This window comes from Streptomyces sp. NPDC058086 (genome assembly GCF_042885015.1).
GTDB lineage: Bacteria > Actinomycetota > Actinomycetes > Streptomycetales > Streptomycetaceae > Streptomyces.
This window is the reverse complement of record NZ_JBHVST010000002.1, coordinates 34,299-55,955: the sequence shown is the minus strand read 5'-3', so window position 1 is coordinate 55,955 and position 21,657 is coordinate 34,299. Positions and strand designations below refer to the sequence as shown.

Genomic DNA, 21,657 nt, shown 5'->3' with positions numbered 1-21,657 from the left:
GTCGGCGGACGCGGCCGCCGCCGCATCCGCCCACGTACTCAGTACCGCGTGCGGGCGTACTCAGAAGGCGGAAACCCCCGTCAGCGCACGCCCGATGACCAGTTTCTGTATCTGGCTGGTGCCTTCGTAGAGGGTCATCACTCGGGCGTCGCGCAGCAGCTTGCCCGCCGGGTACTCATCGATGTAGCCGTAGCCGCCGAAGACCTGGAGGGCGTTGTTCGCGGCGCGCACGGCGGCCTCGGAGGCGAAGAGCTTGGCCTTCGACGACTCCGTGGCGAAGGGCAGTCCGCGGTCGACGAGATCGGCGACCCGCCAGGTCAGCAGCCGTGCCGCGTCCACGTCGACGGCGATGTCGCTGATCAGTTCCTGGACGAGCTGGTGGTGCGCGATGGTCTTCCCGAACTGCTCCCGCTCGGTCGCGTACCGCACGGCGACGTCCAGGGCCGCCTGGGCGATGCCGACGCACCCGGCGGCGACCGACATCCGCCCCTTGGCCAGGGCCGACATGGCCACGGAGAACCCCTTGCCCTCGGGCGCGAGCATGGCACTCGCGGGTACGCGTACGTCCTCCAGGACGAGTTCGGCGGTGGCCTGGCCGCGCAGGCCGAGCTTGCCGTGGATGGTGCGGCGGGTCAGGCCGGGGGTGTCGGTCGGCACGAGGAAGGCGGAGACGCCCCTGTGGCCGGGCGCGTCGGTGGAGCGGGCGAAGAGCAGGACGACGTCGGCCCAGGTCCCGTTGGTGATGAACATCTTGGTGCCGTTGATGACGTGGTCGTCGCCGTCGCGTACGGCCTTCGTCGTCAGGTTGCCCGCGTCCGAGCCGGTGCCGGGCTCGGTGAGACCGAAGCAGCCCACGTACGCGCCGGAGGTCAGCCCCGGCAGCCACTGCCGCTTCTGCTCCTCACTCCCCCAGTACGCGATCGTCTTGGCCACGAGACCGAGCGAGACGGAGACGATGCCGCGCACGGAGGAGTCACCGCGGCCCAGTTCCTCCGTCACGAGGCAGTAGGCGAGGTGGTCGCCGCCGCTGCCGCCGTACTCCTCGTCGACGGTGAGCCCGAGGAAGCCGACCTCGCCGAGCTTCTTCACGAGCGAGCGGTCGACCTCCTCCGCGCGGTCCCACTCGACGACATGAGGGGCGATCTCGCGGTCCACGAAGTCCTTGGCGAGTTGCCGGACGGCGGTCTGCTCCTCGCTGAGCTCCAGGTTCATGACGGTCACCCCACTTGAAAGCCGTACATTCGAAAAGCTAAATTAGCACTGCTAGTTTAAGTCCGCAGCCCTACTATGTGCGCCATGGCCCGACCGCGCAAGCCCCTCCTGAGCACCGACCGGATCGTCGACACGGCACGGGCGCTGGTGGACGCGGAGGGGCTGGCCGCCGTCTCCACGCGGCGGCTCGCCGCCGAACTGGGCGTGAGCGGGCCCTCCCTCTACAACCACTTCCGCACCAAGGACCAGATCCTGGAAGCGGTCGCGGACTCCGTGAGCGCGCAGGTCGACCTGTCGATGTTCGAGGACGGGCGGGAGTGGCGTACCGCCCTGCACGACTGGGCCGTGTCCTACCGTGCGGCGCTGCGCGACCACCCGAACATCGTCCCGGTCCTCGCCCGCGGTCCCGGGCGCCGACCCGCCGGGCTGCGCCTCGCGGACGCCGTCTTCGGCGCGATGGTCGACGCCGGCTGGCCACCGGCCCAGGCCACGTCGATCGGCGCCCTGATGCGCTACTTCATCATGGGCTCCGCCCTCGGCTCCTTCGCCGGCGGTTTCGTCGACGACGAGAGTGCGTACGACCCCGCCGACTATCCCCACCTCGGGCAGGCCCACCTGCTCGCCGAGCAGCAGGAGAAGGTGGACGAGCGGGCCTTCGAAGTGGGGCTCGGGGCGTTGCTGGACGGGTTGACGGAGCAGTTCGGGAGGGTGACGGCCGACGGCGCGGAGGCGGTTTGATCCCGCCCCCGCCGACCCCCGGGTGGGTTTGTTGGCTGCGGGTGGGTGGGGGCTTGGCGCGCAGTTCCCCGCGCCCCTGGGGCACGGGGCTGCGCCCCGGCGCCCCATCGCCCGATGGGCCTCGTCATCGAACGCCGGACGGGCCGGAGGCTTTTAGGGGCGCAGGGAACTGCGCGCCCAGCCCCCACCGCCCGGCACCCGAAGAGCGTCGAGCGGGCGGGGGATGCGGGGCGAAGCCCCGTCTTGGGGGCGCGGGGAACTGCGCGGTCAGCCCCCACTCACCCGCGGCCGAAGAACCCCCGCGGCCCGGAGACCGTTCGGCGGGGGCCGAACTGTACGGGGCGGATGATGGGCGGCATGACGAGGTCGACGGATCCGGTCGCACCGGGACTCGCCGCGCTGGCCGCGATGTTCGCGGACGAGACCCGCGCCACCTTCCTGCTCACGCTGCTCGACGGCCGCGCCTGGACCGCGGGGGAACTGGCCAGGCACGCCCACGTCGCCCCCTCGACGGCCAGCGAACACCTGGGCAAGCTCGTCGCCGGCGGCCTGCTCGCCGAGGAACGACAGGGCCGACACCGCTACCTACGACTCGCGGACCCCCACGTCGCCCAACTCGTCGAGGACCTCGCCGCCCAGGTCGTACCCGACGCCACCCGACGCCCCCGCACCCTGCGGGAAGCCGGCACGGGCTCCGCGATGGCCCGCGCCCGCACGTGTTACGACCACCTCGCGGGCCGCCTCGGCATCACCCTCACCGACGCCCTCACCCACCGCGGCCTGCTCCGTCAGGACACCGGGTTCGCGCTTACGGACGCGGGCCTGCGATGGTTCGACGAGGCAGGCATCGACCTGAACCGCACCGGCCGCCGCCCCCTCACCCGCGCCTGCCTCGACTGGACCGAACGCCGCCCCCACCTCGCGGGTACCGCCGGCGCGGCCCTGTGCCGCCACGCCCTGGACGCCCACTGGTGCGTACGTATCGGCTCGGAGCGCGCGGTCAAGGTCACGCCGGACGGCGAGCGGGCCTTCGCGGAACTCCTGGGCATCGAGGCGACGGCACTCGGCTGAGCGATCACACCCCACCGCGGCGTCCGAAATCCGCGAGCACTCTCCCCCGTACCCCACCTAGCCTCGGGACCATGATGAACGCCACTTCCCCCGCGCCCGCCCGTCGCGCGGAGCTGCTCGCCGCGGGCGCCGCGACCGTCACGGTCGTGCTGTGGGCCTCTGCCTTCGTGTCGATCCGCAGCGCGGGCGCGGCGTACTCGCCGGGCGCGCTGGCACTCGGGCGGCTGCTGGCAGGCTCGGTCGCGCTGGGCGCCCTCTGTCTCGTACGCAGGGAGGGGTGGCCGCCGCGCGCGGCCTGGCGCGGGATCGCGATATCCGGCCTGCTCTGGTTCGGCTTCTACATGGTGGTGCTCAACTGGGGTGAGCAGCAGGTGGACGCCGGCACGGCGGCGCTGGTCGTGAACATCGGCCCGATCCTCATCGCACTGCTCGGCTCCCGGCTGCTCGGCGACGCGATGCCGCCTCGGCTGCTCGCGGGCATGGCGGTGTCGTTCGCGGGGGCGGTCGCGGTGGGGCTGTCGATGTCCGGCGAGGGCGGTTCCTCGGTGCTCGGGGTGGTCCTGTGTCTGCTCGCCGCCGTCGGCTACGCGGCGGGGGTCGTCGCGCAGAAGCCGGCGCTCGGGCGGGCGAGCGCCCTCCAGGTGACCACGTTCGGCTGTCTGGTCGGGGCCGTGGTGTGCCTGCCGTTCGCGGGACAGCTGGTCCACGACGTCGCGGACGCGCCCGCCTCCGCCACTCTCAACGTGCTCTACCTGGGGGTCTTCCCGACCGCGCTGGCGTTCACGACCTGGGCGTACGCGCTGGCCCGGACCACCGCGAGCCGCATGGGCGCGACCACCTACGCGGTGCCCGCGCTCGTCGTCGCGATGTCCTGGCTGTTCCTCGACGAGGTACCGGCGCTGCTCACCCTGGCGGGCGGCGCACTGTGCCTGACCGGGGTCGCGGTGTCCCGCTCCCGCCCCCGGTCCAAGGCTGTCAGGGGCGCGGGAACCCGCACGACCAGCCCCCACCCACCCGCGGACGAGCAGGCCTGTCCGGCGGATCGGCCCTAGAACACCACCAGCGCTCGCCCGCCCTTCCCCGCCACCATGTTCTCGAACGCCCCCGCGATCCCGTCCAGCCCGATCCGCTCGGTCACCAGCATCCCCAGATCCAGACGCCCCGCCCGAACATGCTCCGCCAGCACCGGCAGGTCCCGCGCAGGGTCGGAGTTGCCGTACACACAGCCGGACAGCGTGCGGCCCCAGTGGAAGATCTCCAGGGCGTTGAAGGTGACCTGCTGGTCCTTGCCACCGATGCCAACGACCGTCGTACGGCCCCCGCGGCGGGTGGAGTCCCAGGCCGCGCGAATGGTCACGGCACGGCCCACACACTCGACGGCGACGTCGACACCCTGCTTGCCGGTGAGGGAGCGGATCTCGCGGGCGGTGGTGTCGGAGGCGACGACGTAGTGCGTGGCGCCGGCCGCGCGAGCCAGTGACTCCTTCTCCGGAGAGATGTCCACCGCGATGACCTGCGACGCGCCCGCGATCCGCGCCGCCTGGAGCGCCGCGAGCCCCACCCCGCCCACCCCGAACACGGCGACGGTCTCTCCGGCACGGACCCGCGCCGAGTGGTGGACGGCGCCGTACCCGGTGAGGACGGCGCAGCCGAGGAGGGCGGCGTCGGTGAGGGGGACGCCGTCCGGGACGGGCAGTACGCAGCCGACGGCCACGACGGTCTCCTCGGCGAACGCGGCGACGTTCAGCCCGGGATGGAGATCACTCCCGTCGGAGGCGCGCCGCGCGTACACGTCCCCCGCGCCGGTCAGCGCGTTGACGCACAGCCACACCTCCCCCAGCGAGCAGGCGTGGCAACTGCCGCAGGAGGGCGCCCAGTTGAGGACGACTCCGTCGCCGGGCGCGACACCCGTCACGCCCTCCCCGACGGAGACGACGGTCCCGGCACCCTCGTGGCCCAGGACGGCGGGGACGGGCACCCGCATGGTGCCGTCGGACAGCGAGAGGTCGGAGTGACAGACCCCGGCGGCGGCCAGCCGGACGCGGACCTGGCCGGGACCGGGTTCCGGGAGGTCGATCTCGGCGATCTCCAGGGGAGCGCCCACGGCGGGAAGTACGGCAGCGCGAACCACGTAAAAGCTCCTCGGGCCCAGAACTCTGGAACTGACTGGATTGGAGTGGAACGGAGTGGAGTGGGATGGAGTGGAACGGGCTAGAACTGGAGGGACTTCGTCTGGAGGTACTCGGACAGGCCGTGCGCGCCCAGTTCTCGTCCGACCCCCGACTGCTTGTAACCGCCGAACGGGGCACTGGGGTTGAACCGGCCGCCGTTGATGTCGACCTGCCCGGTGTCGAGCCGTCGCGCGAAGGCGACCGCCTCGGCCTCGTCACCCGCCCACACCGCGCCCGCGAGCCCGTACACCGTGCCGTTGGCGATCCGGACGGCGTCCTCCTCGTCCTCGTACGGGATCACCGACAGCACCGGGCCGAAGATCTCCTCCTGCGCGATCGTCATCTCGGGGGTGACGTCCGCGAAGACGGTCGGCTGGACGAAATACCCCTGCTCGCGCGGGGATTCGGGGCCGCCCGCGACCAGCCGGGCGCCCTCGGCAACGCCCTTCTCGATGTAACCGCGCACCCGCGCCTGCTGCTTGGCGTTGACGACCGGGCCGATGCGGTCCCCGTACTTCGCCGCGGCGGTCGCGGCGAGTTCGACCGCCTCCTCGTACTGCGCGGCGTGCACGAGCATGCGGGTCCAGGCGCTGCACGTCTGGCCGGAGTTGGACATCACGTTGGCGACGCCGACGTTGACGGCCTTGGCGAGGTCGGCGCTCGGCAGGATGACGTTGGCGGACTTGCCGCCGAGTTCGAGGGCGACCCGCTTGACCGCCGCACCGGCCGTCGCTCCGATCCGCCGCCCCACCGCCGTGGAGCCCGTGAAGGAGACCAGGTCCACGTCCGGGTGTTCGGCGAGGGCCTGGCCCGCGACCGGGCCGAGGCCGGTGACGAGGTTGAAGACGCCGGCCGGGACGCCCGCCTCCGCGACCGCCTCCGCGAAGAGCTGGGCGGTGAGCGGGGTGTCCTCGGCGGGCTTGAGGACGACCGTGCAGCCCGCCGCGAGCGCGGGGGCGACCTTGGCGACGATCTGGTGCAGCGGGTAGTTCCAGGGCGTGATCGCGCCGACCACACCGATCGGCTCCTGGTACACGGTCGAGTTGCCGACCTTCTCCTCGAAGGCGTAGGAGGCCGCCAGTCCGGCGTACGAGCCCGCGACCAGGATCGGTACGGTCGCGTGGACCGCCTGCGAGAAGGACAGCGGGGAGCCGAGTTCCGCCGTGACCGTCTCGGCGATCTCGTCCTTGCGTGCGGTGAGGACGTCACGCAGGGCGCCGAGCCGTGCGGCCCGCTCGGCGGGCGGGGTCGCGGCCCAGGCCGGGAAGGCGGCACGGGCGGCCCGTACGGCGGTGTCGACGTCCTCGGCCGTGCCCGCCGGAACCCGGCCGAGAACCTGTTCGTCCACCGGGTTCACGACCTCGATCGTGTCCGTCCCGGCGGCGGGGCGCCAAGCACCGTCGATGTACATGCCGTCATGTGCCTTCATCGTGTTCCTCCCGGGCGGTGGCGTGCCGTCCGCCTCGCGGCGTCGTCCGAACCACAAACTAGCGGTGTTAGTTTTCAGGCGCCAGACGTCTTCCCGCGACTCACCCTGCTCACCTCACTCGTCCAGGTCCGGCAGCCGCGCCGGAGCGGGGCAGATGCGTTCGCCGTGCCGGTCGAAGACGAACAGATGGGCGAGGTCGACGAGGAGGGGCACCTGCATGCCGTGCCGGAGGTCGAAGTCGGGGGTGGTGCGGACGACCAGGTCGCCGGGGAGCCGGCCCTCCGGCGGTGTCTCGTCGTCGCGCGCCGGGCCCGCGTCGGCGGGGTCGTCGAGGTCGACCACCGGCCCGGCCCGCAGACCGGCCCGGCGGTCCCGGAGACGGTCGAGGAGCGAGCCCTCGCGACGGCGGCGCCTGACCGGGCGGACCGGGCGCGGCGCCTCCAGGTCCGGGACGAAGGCGGGCCGCGAGCCGGTGTTGAAGTGGACGAGCACCTCGTGCCCCTGGAACTCCACGTGCTCGACGAGACCACTGATCGCCACCTCGCCGGGCCGGGCCTCCGACGGCTTGGCCAGGCGGACGGCCTCGGAACGCAGCCCGACGATGACCTCGCGGCCCTGCTGCACCCGCAGCAACCGCTGATCCACCGACCAGGGCTCGCGCAGCGGCAGATACTGCTTGCCGAGGCTGATCGTCATCGCCCCGTCGAGCGGGGCCCGGACCAGGCCGCGCAGCAGATTGATGCGCGGGGTGCCGATGAAGGCGGCGACGAAGACGTTCGCCGGCAGCGCGTAGACCGTGCGGGGTGTGCCCACTTGCTGGAGGACGCCGCCGCGCAGGATGGCGACGCGGTCGCCGAGCGACAACGCCTCGGCCTGGTCGTGGGTGACGTACACCGTGGTGACGCCCAACTCCCTGGTGAGCGAGGCGATCTCGGCGCGCAGATGGTTACGGAGCTTGGCGTCGAGGTTGGAGAGCGGCTCGTCCATCAGGAAGGCGGAGGGGTGGCGGGCGATCGCACGGCCCATTGCCACGCGCTGACGTTCGCCGCCCGACAGCTGGTGGGGGAAACGGTCGAGGAGGTCCTCGATGCCGAGCATCCGGGCGGTGGCGTCGACACGCGGACGCGGGTCCTCGCCGGGGGTCTCGATGCGCAACGGGAAGCCGATGTTGTCGCGGCTCGTCATGCTCGGGTAGAGGGCGAAGTTCTGGAAGACCATCGCCATGTCCCGCTCGGACGGCGGCAGATCGCCCGCGTTCTCACCGTCGAGGCGCACCTCGCCCTCGGTGGCGTCCTCCAGACCGGCGATCATCCTCAGCACGGTCGACTTGCCGCAGCCGGAGGGACCGAGCAGTACGAGGAACTCGCCCGGCCGGATGTCCAGCGACAGCCGTTCCACCACGCGCACACCGCGCGTATACGACTTGCTGACCTGGTGCAGGGAGATGGCGCGTGTCATGAAGGGTGCCCCCGGGGGCTCACAGGGCGCTGTCGCTCCGCGGTCGAGACGCCCCGAGCGGGCCGCAAGGGACGTATGAGTCACGGAAGTTAACGGACCGCGACCACCTGGGGGAAGACACCCGGCGGGATCCGGCGTGTCGGTTCCCGCCGCGGTTCCCGTCCCTGTTCCGGTGCGGCGGAAACGGACGATCATCTACCGGCCCGACAGACACTTCGCCGCACCCTCGTCGGGCCGGTCGGGAAGGTCAGATGTCGCTCTTGCGACGCAGGAGCACCCCGGACCGTACGGGCTCGGCACGCTCGGCGGGCGCCTTCCTCGGCGAGCGCAGCGCGATCCCCGAGGACAGCACCAACAGCGCGCCCAGCATCACGAACGGCGCGGCCACTCCGGCGACCCCGGCGACCAGCCCCGCCGCGGCCGGGGCAGCCACCTGCCCCAGACGGTTGCCGGTCAGCCGCAGGGCGAGGGCCGTGGAACGGGCCTCGTCCGGGGCGGCCTGCACGACCGTCGTCATGGACAGCGGCTGGCCGACGCCCAGACAGAAGCCGAGGACCAGCAGCATCGCGGCCAGCGCCCACACCGGCACCGGCAGCGCGAGACCCGCGCACAGCACACCGGCCACCAGACAGGTCGCGGTGAGCAGCGCCGCCCGGCCCAGCAGTCGCAGCATCGGCGTCATGACCAGCCGGCAGGCGATGGTCGCCGCCGCGCGCAGACTGAGCAGCAGACCGATCACGGACGGCGCGATGCCCCGGTGCTCACCGACCACGGGCAGATACGCGGTCAGGATGTCCGTCGCGGACAGCACGGAGAGGCTGATGAGGATTCCGGCGGGTACGCCCCGGGCACGCAGAATGCGGTGCACGGGCACGCGGTCACCCTGAGCCGTACGGGACTCGGCGGGCGTACGGTACTCGACGCGCCAGAGCGAGCTGAACGACACCGCGGCGAGCCCACCCGCGACGAGCAGCGCCTGTGCGCTGCTGCCCGCCCTGTCCGGGCCCCCGATCAGGAGGCCCGCGACGATCGGCCCCACCAGTTGGCCCAGGGAGGCGCCGATGGTGAAATGGCCGAAGTTGCGGTCCTGTTCGTGCGGCGCGGACTGCCGGGCCACGATCGACTGGGCACCGATGACGAAGCAGAGGTGACCGAGGCCCATCACCCCGCTCCAGGCAGCCATCGCCCCCAGCGAGTCCGCCGTACCGCTGAGCGCGCAACCGCCCGCGATGAGGACGACCCCGACGGGCAGCAGCGGGGCACAACGACCGTGGTCGGTACGGCGGCCCAGCGGTACGGCCGCGAAGAGGGGCAGCAGGGCGTACACACCGGCGATCACACCGATGGCGCGCTCGTCGGCGCCCAGGGCAAGGGCCCGGTAGGAGACGGCGGGGCGGGCCATCGAGACCGCCCCCTGCGCGAAGCCGAAGGCGATGACGAGGCGCAGCAGCCAGCCGCGGTTCCGACCGGGCCTCACGGGGACACCCCTCCATCCGATGACGGATAACAGATGACGGATTTCAGAGAACAGGTGGCAGATGACGGATACCGACTGACCGATATCGACTGACAGATAACGGATGACGGATTTCAGATGACAGATATCAGATGACAGACTCTGTCAGTCGCCATCCGTCCGTCAGATGATGCCGAACAGAATCCCCGCCCCCAACACCACCAGCGAAGTCAGCGCCGCCCACTTCACCACGAACCTGGTGTGGTCTCCGAACTCGACCTTCGCCATGCCGACGAGGACGTACACGGCGGGCACCAGCGGGCTGGACATGTGCAGCGGCTGGCCGACGAGCGAGGCGCGGGCGATCTCCAGGGACGAGACTCCGTGTGCCTGGCCCGCTTCGGCGAGGACCGGGAGGACACCGAAGTAGAAGCCGTCGTTGGACATGAAGTAGGTGAGCGGGATGCTCAGGACGCCGGTGACGAGGGCCATGTGCGGGCCCATGCCGTCGGGGATGTTGGAGACCAGCCACTTGGACATCTGGGCGACCATGCCGGTGCCCTGGAGGACGCCGGTGAAGACGGCGGCGGCGAAGACCATGCCGGAGACGTTGAGGACGTTCTCGGCGTGGGCGCCGAGGCGGGCCTTCTGGTCGGGCATGTGGGGGAAGTTGACGGTGAGTGCGAGCGCGGCGCCGAGCAGGAAGAGGACCGGGATCGGCAGCCACTCCATGATCATGGCGGTGAGCAGGGTGACCGTGAGGAGCGCGTTGAACCAGTAGAGCTTGGGGCGCAGGGTGGCGCGGTGGGGGTCGAGACCCTGGAAGTCGTCGTCCGCTTCGGGCAGATCGGCGTCGACGCCCGAGCCGGAGCCCGAACCACCCGCACGTGCCGCCTTCTTCGTGACGGCGCCGTCGCCGTCGCCGGAGGCGCCCGCACCCGCGCCGACGAGCACCGTCTCGGTCTCCGACTCCAGGACCTCGTCCAGCGTCAGCACGCCGAGCCGCCCCCGCTCGCGGCGTCCGAGGACGTACGAGAGGGCGAGGACGCCGAGCAGGCCGACGGCGAGGGCCGGGATCATCGGGACGAAGATGTCGCTGGCGTCGAGCTTCAGCGCGGTCGCGGCGCGGGCCGTGGGGCCGCCCCAGGGGAGCGTGTTCATCACGCCGTTGGCCATGGCGGCGACGCCCGTCATCACGACCAGGCTCATCTTGAGGCGCTTGTACAGCGGGTACATCGCCGAGACCGTGATCATGAAGGTGGTCGAGCCGTCGCCGTCGAGGGAGACGATCGCGGCGAGGATCGCCGTGCCGACCACGATCCGCAGCGGGTCGGCCTTGCAGAACCTGAGGATCCCCCGGACGATCGGGTCGAAGAGACCGACGTCGATCATCACACCGAAGTAGACGATCGCGAACATCAGCATCGCCGCCGTGGGGGCGAGGCTGGTGACGCCGTCGATGACGTAGTCACCGAGCTTGGCGCCCTTTCCGACGAAGACACAGAAGAGTGCCGGGATCAGCACGAGCGCCGCGATCGGCGACATCTTCTTCAGCATGATCAGGACCAGGAAGGTCGCGATCATGGTGAAGCCGAGGATGGTCAGCATGAGTTGGATTACCTAACGTTCGCCCTTGAACTCCCACCAGGGCCGGCGGTGCGTTGACGTTAGGTCGCGCAAGATTGCGTTAACAAGATGTTGACACGCGAGCAATAAGCGCAAAACTCCAGGTCACAGGCTTGTCTCGGTGAGCGGGGGCCGCTACGGGCATGCCGCCAGCTCCACGGGCACCCCGTTGAGCACCGCCGTACCCGACAGCGGGTCGAGGAGCGAGCCGTCGAGGAGCTGGTTGACGTTGACGCCCGGGTCCAGGGCCGCGTGGCTCATCCGGGTGCCGGGGCGGTCGTGCCCCCAGCCGTGCGGCAGGCTCACCACCCCACGTCGTACGGCGTCCGTGACCTCGGCCGGGGCCACCACCTCTCCCCCGGCGCCCTTGACCCGCACGGCCGCCCCGTCGGCGAGGCCGAGGCGTGCCGCGTCCTCGGGATGGATGTGCAGGGTGCAGCGGTTGGTGCCGCCGGTGAGGGCGGGGACGTTGTGCATCCAGCTGTTGTTGGAGCGCAGATGGCGGCGGCCGACGAGGACGATCGCCGCCGGACGCTCACGCAGAGCGGCACGCAGCCGGGGAAGATCGTCGACAATCGGTGCCGGCAGCAGCTCGATCTTCCCGCTGCGCGTCTTCAGAGGCTGCGGCAGACGTGAGCGCAGCGGTCCGAGGTCGATGCCGTGCGGGTGGGCGAGCAGTTTCTCCAGGCTCAGGCCGTCGGGCCGGGCGCCGAAGCCCTCGCCGTACGGGCCGAGGCGCAGCATCATGTCGAGCCTGCGTTCGGGTCCGCTCTCGCCGGTGAGCCGCGCGGCGAGTTCTTTCGGGTCGCGTTCGTGGACGGGGCCGTGCGGGTCCCGGACGGCCTTGCCGAGGGTGGAGTCGATGACCATGGCGTCCACGGCGGACGGGTCGGCGCCGTGCATGCCGGTCGCGGCGAGCACCAGCCGGGCGAGGATCTCGGTCTCGGCCATGCGGCCCGGTTCGAGGGGGACGGCGGGGCGGTTGTAGCGGACCTGGTTGCGTACGGCGAGGGTGTTGAAGGCGAAGTCGTGGTGGGCGCTCTGCGAGGGCGGGGGCGGCGGCAGCACGACGTCGGCGTGGCGTGCGGTCTCGTTCAGGTACGGGTCGACGCTGACCATGAAGTCGAGGGAGCCGAGGGCCTTGTCGAGGCGGTTGCCGTCGGGTGCGGACAGTACGGGGTTGGCGGCGATGGCGATGAGGGCGCGGACGGGGCTGCCCTCGGGTGTGGCGGTGTCGATCTCCTCGGCGAGCGCGGCGAGCGGGAGTTCGCCCTTGGCCTCGGGGTGGCGGCTCACCCGGCTGTGCCAGCGGCCGAGCGCGAAGCCGCGGCCGGGTCCGGCGGGGCGGGGCATCTTGTCGGTGGCGGCCTGCGGGAAGAGGGCGCCGCCGGGGCGGTCGAGGTTGCCGGTGAGGATGTTGAGGATGTCGACGAGCCAGCTGGCGAGGGTGCCGTGCGGGACGGTGCAGCTGCCGATGCGGCCGTAGACGGCGGCGGTGGGGGCGGCGGCGAGTTCGCGGGCGAGCGCCCGGATGGTGTCGGCGTCCACGTCGCAGGCCTCGCTCGCGGCCTCGGGGGTGAAGTCCCGTACGGCGGTGGAGAGTTCTTCGACGTCCTGGACGTGCGGGGCGAGGTCTCGCAGGTCGACGAGTTTCTCCTCGAAGAGGACGTATGTCATCGCGGCGAGCAGCAGGGCGTCGGTGCCGGGGCGGATGGTCACGTGGCGGTCGGCGAGTTTGGCGGTACGGGTGGTGCGCGGGTCGATGACCGTCAGGGTGCCGCCGCGGGCGCGCAGTGCCTTGAGCTTGCCGGGGAAGTCGGGGGCGGTGCACAGGCTCCCGTTGGATTCCAGGGGGTTGGCGCCGATGAGGAGGAGGTGGTCGGTGTGGTCGAGGTCCGGGACCGGGATCGCGTTGGCGTCGCCGTAGAGGAGGCCGCTCGAGACGTGTTTGGGCATCTGGTCGAGCGTGGAGGCGGTGAAGACGCTGTGCGTGCGGAGCGCGGTGAGCAGGACGGGCGGGTAGAGGGCGCCGGCCATGGTGTGCACGTTCGGGTTGCCGAGGACGAGGCCGAGGGCGTGCGGGCCGTACTGCTCGACGACCGGGCCGAGGCCCGCCGCGATCGCGTCGAAGGCCTCCTGCCAGGTGGCCTCGCGCAGTTCGCCGTCCGTGCGGACGAGGGGGGTGCGCAGCCGGTCGGGGTCGCCGTCGGCCGCGCCGAAGGAGGCGCCCTTGGGGCAGATGAACCCCTTGCTGAAGACGTCGTCGCGGTCGCCGCGGGCGCCGGTGACCCGGGTGCCCTCGATGGTGAGGGTCAGCCCGCAGGTGGCCTCGCAGAGGGGGCAGACGCGCAGGGCGGTGCGGGAGTCGGGGGTGGCGCCTGAGGTGCGGGACACGGGTCCTCCCGGAGGACGGTGGCAGCGGTGACACACGGACCGGGCCGAGCATACCGACCGGTACGGATGAGAGGGAGGGCTTGAAGGGGGTGAGGTCGGAAAATCGCGCACCTCATCTCCCCCTCCGGCCCGCGCGCTTCAGCGACAGAGCGGTGGATGCGGTGAGCGGTGGATGCGGTGGAGCGGTAGATGCGGTGGTGCGGTTCAGTCCAGAACTCTGGCCAGATACGCGCGCAGCAGCTCCCGTGTCTCCTCGATGATCCGCTCGTCCCCCTCCGGGGCGATGCGGAAGGCCAGGTGGACCAGGCTGTCGGCGGCCTCCACGGCGACCAGGAAGGTGCGCCGGAGGTCCTCGTCGGGGGTGCGGTCGAGGTAGTCGGAGAGGAGGTCGGTGAGGCGGTCGGCGACGCGGGTGTTGGGCTCGGCGTCGCGGGTGCCGACGGGTATCTGGTTGCCGAAGTCGACGAGGGAGAAGCCGGGGGCGGTGCGCTTCATGGCGAGGTACTCGTCGAGTACGGCGTCCATGGCGGCGCGCCAGCCCTGCGCGTCTGTCGCCCGCAGGCGTTCGGTGACGCGTTCGGTGTAGCGCTCGAGGTTGCGCTGGGCGAGCGCGTCGGCCATGGCGCGCTTGTTGCCGAAGAAGCGGTAGACGGAGCCGATGGGGACGCCCGCGCGCTGGGCCACGGCCCGGGTGCTCAGGGCGTCGTAGCCGACCTCGTCGAGGAGGTCGGCACAGGCGTCGAGGATCCTGGTCAGTCGTTCGGCGCTGCGCCGCTGAACGGGCGCGCGGCGCAGCGAGGTCGCTTGGGGCACAGGCTTCATGATGCCTTTCCGCCGGGATCCGGTGAACCTCCCGTGTCGGTACGGCCCGCGACGCCGTTCCCGCTCGCCGTCGATGCCGGCGTGGACGCGGGGGCCGACGGGGTCGACGGGGGCGGCGAGGCAGGTGTCGAGGGCTGGGTCGACGCGGCGGTTCCGGAGGCGGTGATGTCCGCCGTGCTCTCGACGGCCTTGCCGTGGACGGCCCACGCCGTGTGGTCGTCGGCGTAGAGGCGCGCGGTGACGTGGTGGGTGCCGCGTGGGACCAGGTCGCCGGTGAGGTGGTACGCGGCGGTGCGCAGGGTGGCGAGGTTCCGGCCGTCCAGGGACAGCAGCGCGACGCCGCGGCCGGCCACGGCCTCCGCCTTGGCGGCGGCGGGCGAGAAGCGGAAGCGGTGGACGGTCAGGCGGACGTCCCAGCCGTCGCCGGAGGCCGGTTGGACCTCGATGGCGACCTCGGGTGCGCTCTTCTTGTCGACCTCACGGTAGTGCCGTCCTTCTTTGTCCGTCTCGTCCAGGATTTTGCCCACGGGCGAGGGCGCCACCGCGTCCCTCCGCTCGTGTGCGGCACCGGTGCCGCAGCCCGCCGATCCGCCGAGCAGAGCGCAGAGCGCGAGCGCGGCGAGCAGTCCACGCTTCCACGACATGCCGGGGAGATTAGAACAACGCTCTGACAGGCGAATCCCCCTGGAGTCGGGTTCTTGGGCCGTGCCGCCAGCCCTGGGGTGTACTCCGCACGGAGGTTCCGGCGCCGCGCGTTCGCCGGCCACGCCCCTCGGCGTACCTCTTGCGCGCGAAAAGACTGAATCCTACGGTGAAGCATAGGAATCAGGCGCAAGGGAGCGATCATGAGCGGGGACGCGAGGAAGACGGCCGAGGGGCTGACCTACCTCACCGGATTCGGCAACGAACACAGCTCGGAGGCGCTCCCCGGGGCGCTGCCGCACGGCCGCAACGCGCCCCAGCGCGCCCCCCTCGGGCTGTACGCGGAGCAGCTGAGCGGTTCGGCGTTCACGGAGCCGAGGGCGCACAACCGGCGTTCGTGGCTGTACCGGATCCGTCCGTCGGCCGCGCACCCCGCGTTCACACGCACGGACAACGGGGCGCTGCGCTCGGCGCCCTTCACGGAGACCGAGCCCGACCCGAACCGGCTGCGCTGGAACCCCCTGCCGGAGCCGGCGCGGGGCACCGACTTCCTCGCGGGCCTGTGGACGCTGGGTGGCAACGGCGACGCGGCCCAGCGCACCGGTATGGCCGTGCACCTGTATCACGCGGACTCCTCGATGGACCGCGTCTTCAGCGACGCCGACGGGGAGCTGCTGATCGTGCCGGAGCGCGGCGGGCTGCTGCTGCGGACCGAATTCGGGCTGCTGCACGTGGAGCCGGGCCGGGTGGCGCTGATTCCCCGTGGGGTCCGCTTCCGGGTGGAGCTGCTGGACGCCGAGCCCGGCGGCGGGCAGAGCCCGTCGGCCCGCGGCTATGTGTGCGAGAACTACGGGGCACCCTTCCAACTGCCCGACCTCGGCCCGATCGGCGCCAACGGACTGGCCAACGCGCGGGACTTCCTCGCCCCCGTCGCCGCGTACGAGGATGTCGAGGGCCCGGTGGAGGTGGTCAACAAGTTCTGCGGCAACCTCTGGACGGCGAGTTACGACCACTCGCCGCTGGATGTCGTCGCCTGGCACGGCAACCATGTGCCGTACGTCTACGACCTGCGCCGCTTCAATGTGATCGGCACGATCAGCTACGACCACCCGGATCCGTCGATCTTCACGGTGCTGACCTCGCCGAGCGACACCCCGGGCCTCGCCGGGGTCGACTTCGTGGTGTTCGCGCCGCGCTGGCTGGTGGGCGAGGACACCTTCCGGCCGCCGTACTTCCACCGGAACGTGATGAGCGAGTACATGGGGCTCATCGAGGGGGCGTACGACGCGAAGGCGGAGGGCTTTGTTCCGGGGGGCGGTTCGCTGCACAACATGATGTCGGCGCACGGGCCGGACCGGGAGACCTTCGACCGGGCCTCCGCCGCCGAGCTGCGGCCGCAGAAGATCGACGACGGGCTGGCGTTCATGTTCGAGACCCGGTGGCCGGTGACCGCCACGGCGCAGGCGGCGCACGCGGAGCATCTGCAGCGCGGGTACGACGACGTGTGGCAGGGCCTCCAGCGGCACTTCGGCCCGTTGCACTGAGCGTCGGCGACCGGTACGGATATCCCTCGTGACCTCCTTCGCCCCGGACTCGATCGTCCTGAACCGCAAACTCCCGCTCTGGTACCAGGTGTCGCAGTCCCTGCGCGCCTCGATACTCGGGCGCTCGCCCCAGGACCCGCTGCGCCTGCCCACCGAGAAGCGGTTGGCGGGCCACTACGGGGTGAGTGTGCTCACCATGCGGCAGGCGCTCAAGGAGCTGGAGGACGAGGGGCTGATCACCCGCCACCGGCGGCGGGGCACGTTCATCGAGCCGAGCGCGCAACGGGGCGCTCCGGTGCGGCTGCTGGGCTCGGTGGACACGATCGTCGCGCAGCAGTCGGGCATGACGACCGAGCTGCTGGACCACGGGAGCGTGCCGGTGCCGGCCGAACTCGCCGAGCACTTCCCGGATCTGGCCGAGGTGGGGACGTACCACCGCCTGCGCGGTGACGAGAAGACCGGTGAGCCGACGAACCACGCGCGCAACTACGTCCGTCCCGAACTGGCCGCGCTGATCGACCCGCAGGACCTGGTGCGCTGGCCCATGACCAAGGTGCTGCGGGACGTGGTGGGCGTACGCATCAGCCGGATCACCGACACGGTGGAGGCGCGGCTCGCGGATCCGGAGACGGCCCGGCTGCTCCAGGTGCCGCTGCTCAGCCCGATCCTGCACTACACGGGCATCGTGCACGGCGAGGACGGCCGCGCCCTGGACGTGGCCCGCATCCACTACCGCGGTGACCGCTTCTCCTTCACGGTCACCCTCGACGCCCACTGACGATGGCGTACGAGACCGGCGCGCGACGCCCACGTCGTACGATGCCGGGCGTGACGCACGCCGACGCTCCGCTGCTCGCGGACCTCATGCCGTGGTCCGTCGCACCGCCGAGGCTGGGCCGGGGGTGGCCGACGGCGCCCGACGCGGCGTCCCTGAAGGCGCGCTGGGACGCACTGATGAAGGCCGAGGGGCAGGGCCGCGAGGCGTTGTTCGGCCCGACGCGCTCGCGCACCACGCACTCGGCCGTCGGGCAGCTGCCCGGGCAGTCCAGTGGGACGGCCCGGCTGGAGCGGGAGTCGGGGCCCTGTCCGGAGCCGGTACGCGTCCTGCACGGCCCGTTCGACGAGCAGTGGCTGATCCCGGACCACCGGCTGATCGACGCGGCGCGCCCGGAGTTGTGGCGGGTGGCCGACGAGCGGCAGGTGTTCGTGGTGGAGCAGACGGTGGTGCCGGACACGTCGGGGCCGGTGCTGCTGGTCGCGTCCGTGCTGCCGCTGAGCGCCGGTCGCGGCGGCCGTGTCCGCCCCCTCCACCGGCGCCCCGGCGGCCTCGAACCGAATCTGGCGCCCGGCCTGTTGGAGCACCTCGGAGCCCGCCTCGGCCACTCCCCCGAACCCGACGACGTCCTCGCCTGGACGGTCGCGGTCGCGCGGTCGGGCCGGGACGGGTGTGCCGTCCCGCTCACCGCCGATCCGCAGGCGTGGGCGAACGGCGTCGCGTTGGGGCGCCGGATGCTGTGGCTGATGCGCCGCGACGGCGAGCGCCCCAAGCTCCCCGGTGGCCGCCGCCCCTATGTCCGCGCCCCGCTCCCGTCGCGCCCTCTCGACGTGCGCTACGACCGCGACGAGGAGGCCCTCCTCCTCGACGAAGGCCGTATCTCGCCCGTGCCGCCGGAGGCCTGGGACTTCGAGGTGGGCGGAGTGCGGGTCCTGGAGCAGTGGTTCGCGGCCAGGACCGAGCCGGCGGAACCGGCCGGGCCGGGCACCCTGGAGGCGATCCGGCCCGCCGGCTGGCCGCAGGCGTGGACGTCCGAGCTCCTGGAACTCATCACGGTGCTGACACTGCTCGCGGAACTCCGCCCCCAGCTGGCCGAGTTGACGATCGACTCGCCGATCACGCGGACCGAGCTGCGCAAGGCGGGCGTGCTGCCGGTACCGGAGGCGGCGCACCGGCCCGCGTCCGTCCTCGATCACCACGAAGAGGGCCCCGAGGGACAGTTCGCGCTCATCTGAACCCGCAGGTCCGACAGCCGCGTAGGCCTAACCCTTTGGCTCGAACGCGTCCAGCACCCGCCCCAGGGCCCGCTCGAACACCGCCTCCAGGTCGATCGGGCCCGCATCCCGGGTGAAGGCGGCCGCCATCCGCGGATACGCGCCGGTCGCGATCCGGCTGCCGAGGTAGGCGATCCGCATCGCCTGCTCCTGCTCCTCGGACCAGGGCAGGGAGCGGGTGCGTTCGGCGGTGGCCAGTTCGTTGCCGACGTACGTCGTCACCACGCCGTTGAGCATCGCGATCAGCTCCATCTTCGTGCCGTACGACGCGTCCAGCGGGTCGAGGCAGACGAGACAGTGCTCCAGGTAGCGCAGGGCGTTGGGGCTGAAGCCGTAGACCGGGGACATCAGGCGCGGCAGCCACGGGTGGCGGTGCATGAGGGCACGGGTCTGATGGGCGACGCGGAGCATGTCGGCGCGCCAGTCGCCCGTCGGCTCCCAGGAGTCGTGCTCACCGCTGATGGCGTCAACCATCAGCTCGTACAGGTCCTCCTTGCGCGGGACGTAGTTGTACAGCGACATCGTGCCGCAGCCCAGCTCGGTGGCCACATGCCGCATCGAGACCGCTTCGAGCCCGTCCGCGTCCGCGATCCGCACCGCGGCGGCCGCGATGTCCGCCCGGCTGTACGCCGCCCGCGGACCACGGCCCGCGCGCTCGGGGCGGGCCCAGATCACTTCGGGTACGGCACTGCGCCCTGTCATGTCGTCGATCACCTCGTCACCATCCTAGTTACGTACAGCGTACGTAGTGCGCTATGGTCGCCCCATGACAACTACGTACGCCGTACTTAGTGAAGGTCTGGAGAAGCGCTTCAAAACCAAGGGGGAGGTCGTCCACGCGGTGCGCGGGCTCGATCTCGCGGTGGCCGAGGGCACCGTCTGCGGGGTGCTCGGACCGAACGGCGCGGGCAAGACCACGGCGGTGCGCCTGCTCACCACGCTGCTGCGGTCCGACGCGGGGTCGGCGCGGGTCGCCGGGCACGACCTCATACGGGAGGCGGCCGCGGTGCGCGGCGCCATCGGGGTCACCGGGCAGTACGCCTCCGTCGACGGCGACCTCACCGGCCGGGAGAACCTGCGGCTGTTCGCGCGGCTGCACCGGATGCGGGACGCTCCCACGCGCGCCGGTGAACTCCTCGAACGCTTCGGGCTCGCCGAGGCCGCCGACCGGCCCGCGTCCACCTACTCGGGCGGTATGCGGCGCCGCCTCGACCTCGCGGCGAGCCTGATCCGCCGCCCCGAGGTGCTCTTCCTCGACGAACCCACCACCGGGCTCGACCCGGCCAGCCGCAACCAGATCTGGGAGGCCGTGCGCGCCCTGCGGGACGAGGGCACGACGGTAGTGCTGACCACGCAGTACCTGGAGGAGGCCGACCGGCTCGCCGACGACATCGCACTCGTGGACCACGGCCGGGTCGCACACACCGGATCGCCCGCCGAACTCAAGGCGCTCATCGGCTCGTACGCGGAGGTCGTCGTCGCCCACGCCGACGCGATGCCCGGCGCGGCGGCCGTCCTCGACCGGCTCACCGGCTCCGAACCGACGTTCGCCCCGGAGCGGCACGCGGTCGGGGCGGTGACCACCGATCCGACCCTGACCCTGCCCCGGTTCGTCCGTGAACTCGACGCCGCGGGGGTGCCACTGCTCGACGCCAGCCTGCGCCCGCCGACGCTCGACGACGTCTTCCTGCGCCTCACCGGAGACCGCACCGACCGCACCGACCGCAAGGAGCTTGCGACATGAGCACGTTGGCGTACGACGGGACCGCGATGCTGGGGCGGCACCTGCGGCGGATCCGGCACAATCCCGGACTGCTGATCCTCACCCAGAGCATGCCGATCACGATGCTGCTGTTCTTCGGCTATGTCTTCGGCAGCGCCCTCGCGACACCCGGACAGGAGTACCGCGCCTTCCTGCTGCCGGGACTACTGGTGGCGACCGCCGCCAATGGGATCATGACCGGCATGTTCCAGTCCGCCCAGGACTCGCACCGGGGCGTGATGGACCGCTTCCGTACCCTGCCGATGAGCCGGGCCGCCGTGCCGCTCGGACAGGCGCTCGCGGACCTCGCGGTCACCGCCGTGGGCACGGTGCCGCTGATGCTGGTCGGGCTGGCCGTGGGCTGGCGGATCGAGGGGTCGGCACTCCGGGCGGTGGCCGGCGTCGGTCTCCTGCTGCTCTTCCGGTTCGCGACGACATGGATCGGCATCGTGCTGGGGCTCGCCTCACAGAGTGAGGAGGCGGCCGGGCAACTGGGCGGTGCGACGTTCATCCTGCCGCTGCTGTCGAACGCGTACATCCCCACCGACAACCTGCCCGGCTGGCTGCGCACGGTGGCCGAGTGGAATCCGATCAGCGCGGTGACCACGGCACTGCGGGATCTCTTCGGAAACGCACCGGTGCCGGGCGAGGGGGCCTGGCCGGTGACACACCCGGTGGCCGGGGCGCTGACCTGGTGCGCCGTCATCCTCGCGGTGTTCGTGCCGCTCGCCGTGCGCCGATACGCGACCGGGGAGCGATGAATCCCAACGGGGGCTCGGGCACCCGGGGTTGACGACGGCGAGGGCCGGGAGGAGGGAGAGAGGGGAGCCTCCGCGCGCCGCCGGGTGGGAACGAGGCGCACAAAAAGACGAACGGGGGTGCACCCGCGCTCGGGGAGCACACCGGGGCGGCGCTGCGTGCCGTGGGGACGACGGGCGGCGAGAACGCAGCGCTTACGCCGGGGCGGTGTGGTCGCCTGAGCGCGGGTTCGAGTACCGCGCGACCGTACTAGTGGCCGCCGAACAGCGAACGACGCAGCCGCTTCAGAGGGGCGAAGAGCGAGACCCGCCGTACGCGCGCGCCCCTCCCACTGCTGTCGTGCGCGGAGTCACGCGCGGTGAGCTCACGCATCAGCGAAGTCGCCTCGGCCGTCTCGCGCTGCGGGACGGCAGGGCCGCCCAGCACCGCCAGATGGCGGTCGAGGCGCGAACTGGTCGCGCTGCTCCCGCAGGTGATCGCAGGGACACGTGCCCTGCTGCGCACTGTTATCTGTTCCATGTCTC

At 71.7% G+C, this 21,657-nt stretch carries 19 protein-coding genes; 8 read left to right on the top strand and 11 right to left on the bottom strand.

What is annotated here, in order from left to right; all coding sequences use genetic code 11:
* Positions 1-60: 60 nt before the first annotated feature.
* Positions 61-1,212, bottom strand: coding sequence for an acyl-CoA dehydrogenase family protein (locus ACFVWD_RS01770; protein ID WP_389593309.1), 1,152 nt, complete (start codon positions 1,210-1,212; stop codon positions 61-63).
* Between the two features lie 84 nt (positions 1,213-1,296).
* On the opposite strand from ACFVWD_RS01770, the gene ACFVWD_RS01765 reads away from it, so the two are divergent.
* The 3 genes from ACFVWD_RS01765 to ACFVWD_RS01755 all read left to right on the top strand — a co-directional run bounded on the left by ACFVWD_RS01765 (position 1,297) and on the right by ACFVWD_RS01755 (position 4,073).
* Complete coding sequence (locus ACFVWD_RS01765; RefSeq protein ID WP_168507640.1) at positions 1,297-1,950, top strand: TetR/AcrR family transcriptional regulator; 654 nt, start codon at positions 1,297-1,299, stop codon at positions 1,948-1,950.
* A 345-nt stretch (positions 1,951-2,295) separates the two neighbouring features.
* On the top strand, positions 2,296-3,021 hold the full coding sequence (locus ACFVWD_RS01760; RefSeq protein ID WP_389593308.1) for an ArsR/SmtB family transcription factor: 726 nt from the start codon (positions 2,296-2,298) through the stop codon (positions 3,019-3,021).
* Positions 3,022-3,095: 74 nt separating this feature from the next.
* The gene (locus ACFVWD_RS01755; RefSeq protein ID WP_389593541.1) at positions 3,096-4,073 is read left to right on the top strand and encodes a DMT family transporter; all 978 of its coding nucleotides are present in this window, start codon (positions 3,096-3,098) and stop codon (positions 4,071-4,073) included.
* Here ACFVWD_RS01755 and ACFVWD_RS01750 read toward each other — a convergent pair.
* The 8 genes from ACFVWD_RS01750 to ACFVWD_RS01715 form a co-directional block, all read right to left on the bottom strand.
* Positions 4,070-5,152 (bottom strand): Zn-dependent alcohol dehydrogenase, encoded by a 1,083-nt coding sequence (locus tag ACFVWD_RS01750; RefSeq protein ID WP_389593307.1) that lies wholly within the window; start codon positions 5,150-5,152, stop codon positions 4,070-4,072. The two genes, ACFVWD_RS01755 and ACFVWD_RS01750, sit on opposite strands and share 4 nt — an antisense overlap.
* Before the next feature lie 80 nt (positions 5,153-5,232).
* Positions 5,233-6,621, bottom strand: coding sequence for an aldehyde dehydrogenase family protein (locus tag ACFVWD_RS01745; RefSeq protein WP_389593305.1), 1,389 nt, complete (start codon positions 6,619-6,621; stop codon positions 5,233-5,235).
* Positions 6,622-6,735: 114 nt separating this feature from the next.
* Positions 6,736-8,079 carry an ABC transporter ATP-binding protein gene (locus ACFVWD_RS01740; RefSeq protein WP_389593304.1) on the bottom strand — a complete coding sequence of 448 codons (1,344 nt, stop codon included), beginning with the start codon at positions 8,077-8,079 and terminating at the stop codon, positions 6,736-6,738.
* Positions 8,080-8,326: 247 nt separating this feature from the next.
* Positions 8,327-9,556 (bottom strand): MFS transporter, encoded by a 1,230-nt coding sequence (locus ACFVWD_RS01735; protein ID WP_389593303.1) that lies wholly within the window; start codon positions 9,554-9,556, stop codon positions 8,327-8,329.
* A gap of 162 nt (positions 9,557-9,718) precedes the next feature.
* On the bottom strand, positions 9,719-11,143 hold the full coding sequence (locus ACFVWD_RS01730; RefSeq protein WP_389593301.1) for a CitMHS family transporter: 1,425 nt from the start codon (positions 11,141-11,143) through the stop codon (positions 9,719-9,721).
* 153 nt (positions 11,144-11,296) lie between these two features.
* On the bottom strand, positions 11,297-13,555 hold the full coding sequence (locus ACFVWD_RS01725; protein WP_389593300.1) for a molybdopterin oxidoreductase family protein: 2,259 nt from the start codon (positions 13,553-13,555) through the stop codon (positions 11,297-11,299).
* Between the two features lie 204 nt (positions 13,556-13,759).
* Positions 13,760-14,377 (bottom strand): TetR/AcrR family transcriptional regulator, encoded by a 618-nt coding sequence (locus ACFVWD_RS01720; protein WP_212727649.1) that lies wholly within the window; start codon positions 14,375-14,377, stop codon positions 13,760-13,762.
* A complete protein-coding gene (locus ACFVWD_RS01715) occupies positions 14,374-15,021 on the bottom strand; it encodes a nuclear transport factor 2 family protein (protein ID WP_389593298.1) in 648 nt (215 codons plus the stop codon). The genes ACFVWD_RS01720 and ACFVWD_RS01715 overlap by 4 nt, the downstream gene beginning before the upstream one ends.
* A gap of 201 nt (positions 15,022-15,222) precedes the next feature.
* On the opposite strand from ACFVWD_RS01715, the gene hmgA reads away from it, so the two are divergent.
* Genes hmgA through ACFVWD_RS01700 form a run of 3 tightly spaced genes read left to right on the top strand, consistent with a single transcriptional unit; the run spans position 15,223 to position 18,573 of the window.
* Positions 15,223-16,563, top strand: a complete 1,341-nt coding sequence (hmgA, locus tag ACFVWD_RS01710) for a homogentisate 1,2-dioxygenase (protein WP_389593296.1) — start codon at positions 15,223-15,225, stop codon at positions 16,561-16,563.
* Positions 16,564-16,591: 28 nt separating this feature from the next.
* Positions 16,592-17,341: a GntR family transcriptional regulator gene (locus ACFVWD_RS01705; RefSeq protein ID WP_389593294.1), complete on the top strand. Its 750-nt coding sequence runs from the start codon at positions 16,592-16,594 to the stop codon at positions 17,339-17,341.
* 41 nt (positions 17,342-17,382) lie between these two features.
* Complete coding sequence (locus ACFVWD_RS01700; protein WP_389593292.1) at positions 17,383-18,573, top strand: type ISP restriction/modification enzyme; 1,191 nt, start codon at positions 17,383-17,385, stop codon at positions 18,571-18,573.
* Positions 18,574-18,600: 27 nt separating this feature from the next.
* Here the strand turns inward: ACFVWD_RS01700 and ACFVWD_RS01695 are convergent, their stop codons facing one another.
* Positions 18,601-19,314: a TetR/AcrR family transcriptional regulator gene (locus ACFVWD_RS01695; RefSeq protein ID WP_389593291.1), complete on the bottom strand. Its 714-nt coding sequence runs from the start codon at positions 19,312-19,314 to the stop codon at positions 18,601-18,603.
* A 64-nt stretch (positions 19,315-19,378) separates the two neighbouring features.
* Between ACFVWD_RS01695 and ACFVWD_RS01690 the strand changes: the two genes are divergently transcribed.
* Positions 19,379-20,356 (top strand): ATP-binding cassette domain-containing protein, encoded by a 978-nt coding sequence (locus tag ACFVWD_RS01690; protein ID WP_389593289.1) that lies wholly within the window; start codon positions 19,379-19,381, stop codon positions 20,354-20,356.
* Positions 20,353-21,135: an ABC transporter permease gene (locus ACFVWD_RS01685; protein WP_389593287.1), complete on the top strand. Its 783-nt coding sequence runs from the start codon at positions 20,353-20,355 to the stop codon at positions 21,133-21,135. Before ACFVWD_RS01690 ends, ACFVWD_RS01685 begins: the two co-directional genes overlap by 4 nt.
* Positions 21,136-21,382: 247 nt before the next feature.
* Here the strand turns inward: ACFVWD_RS01685 and ACFVWD_RS01680 are convergent, their stop codons facing one another.
* On the bottom strand, positions 21,383-21,652 hold the full coding sequence (locus ACFVWD_RS01680) for a hypothetical protein (RefSeq protein ID WP_389593285.1): 270 nt from the start codon (positions 21,650-21,652) through the stop codon (positions 21,383-21,385).
* Positions 21,653-21,657 lie beyond the last annotated feature (5 nt).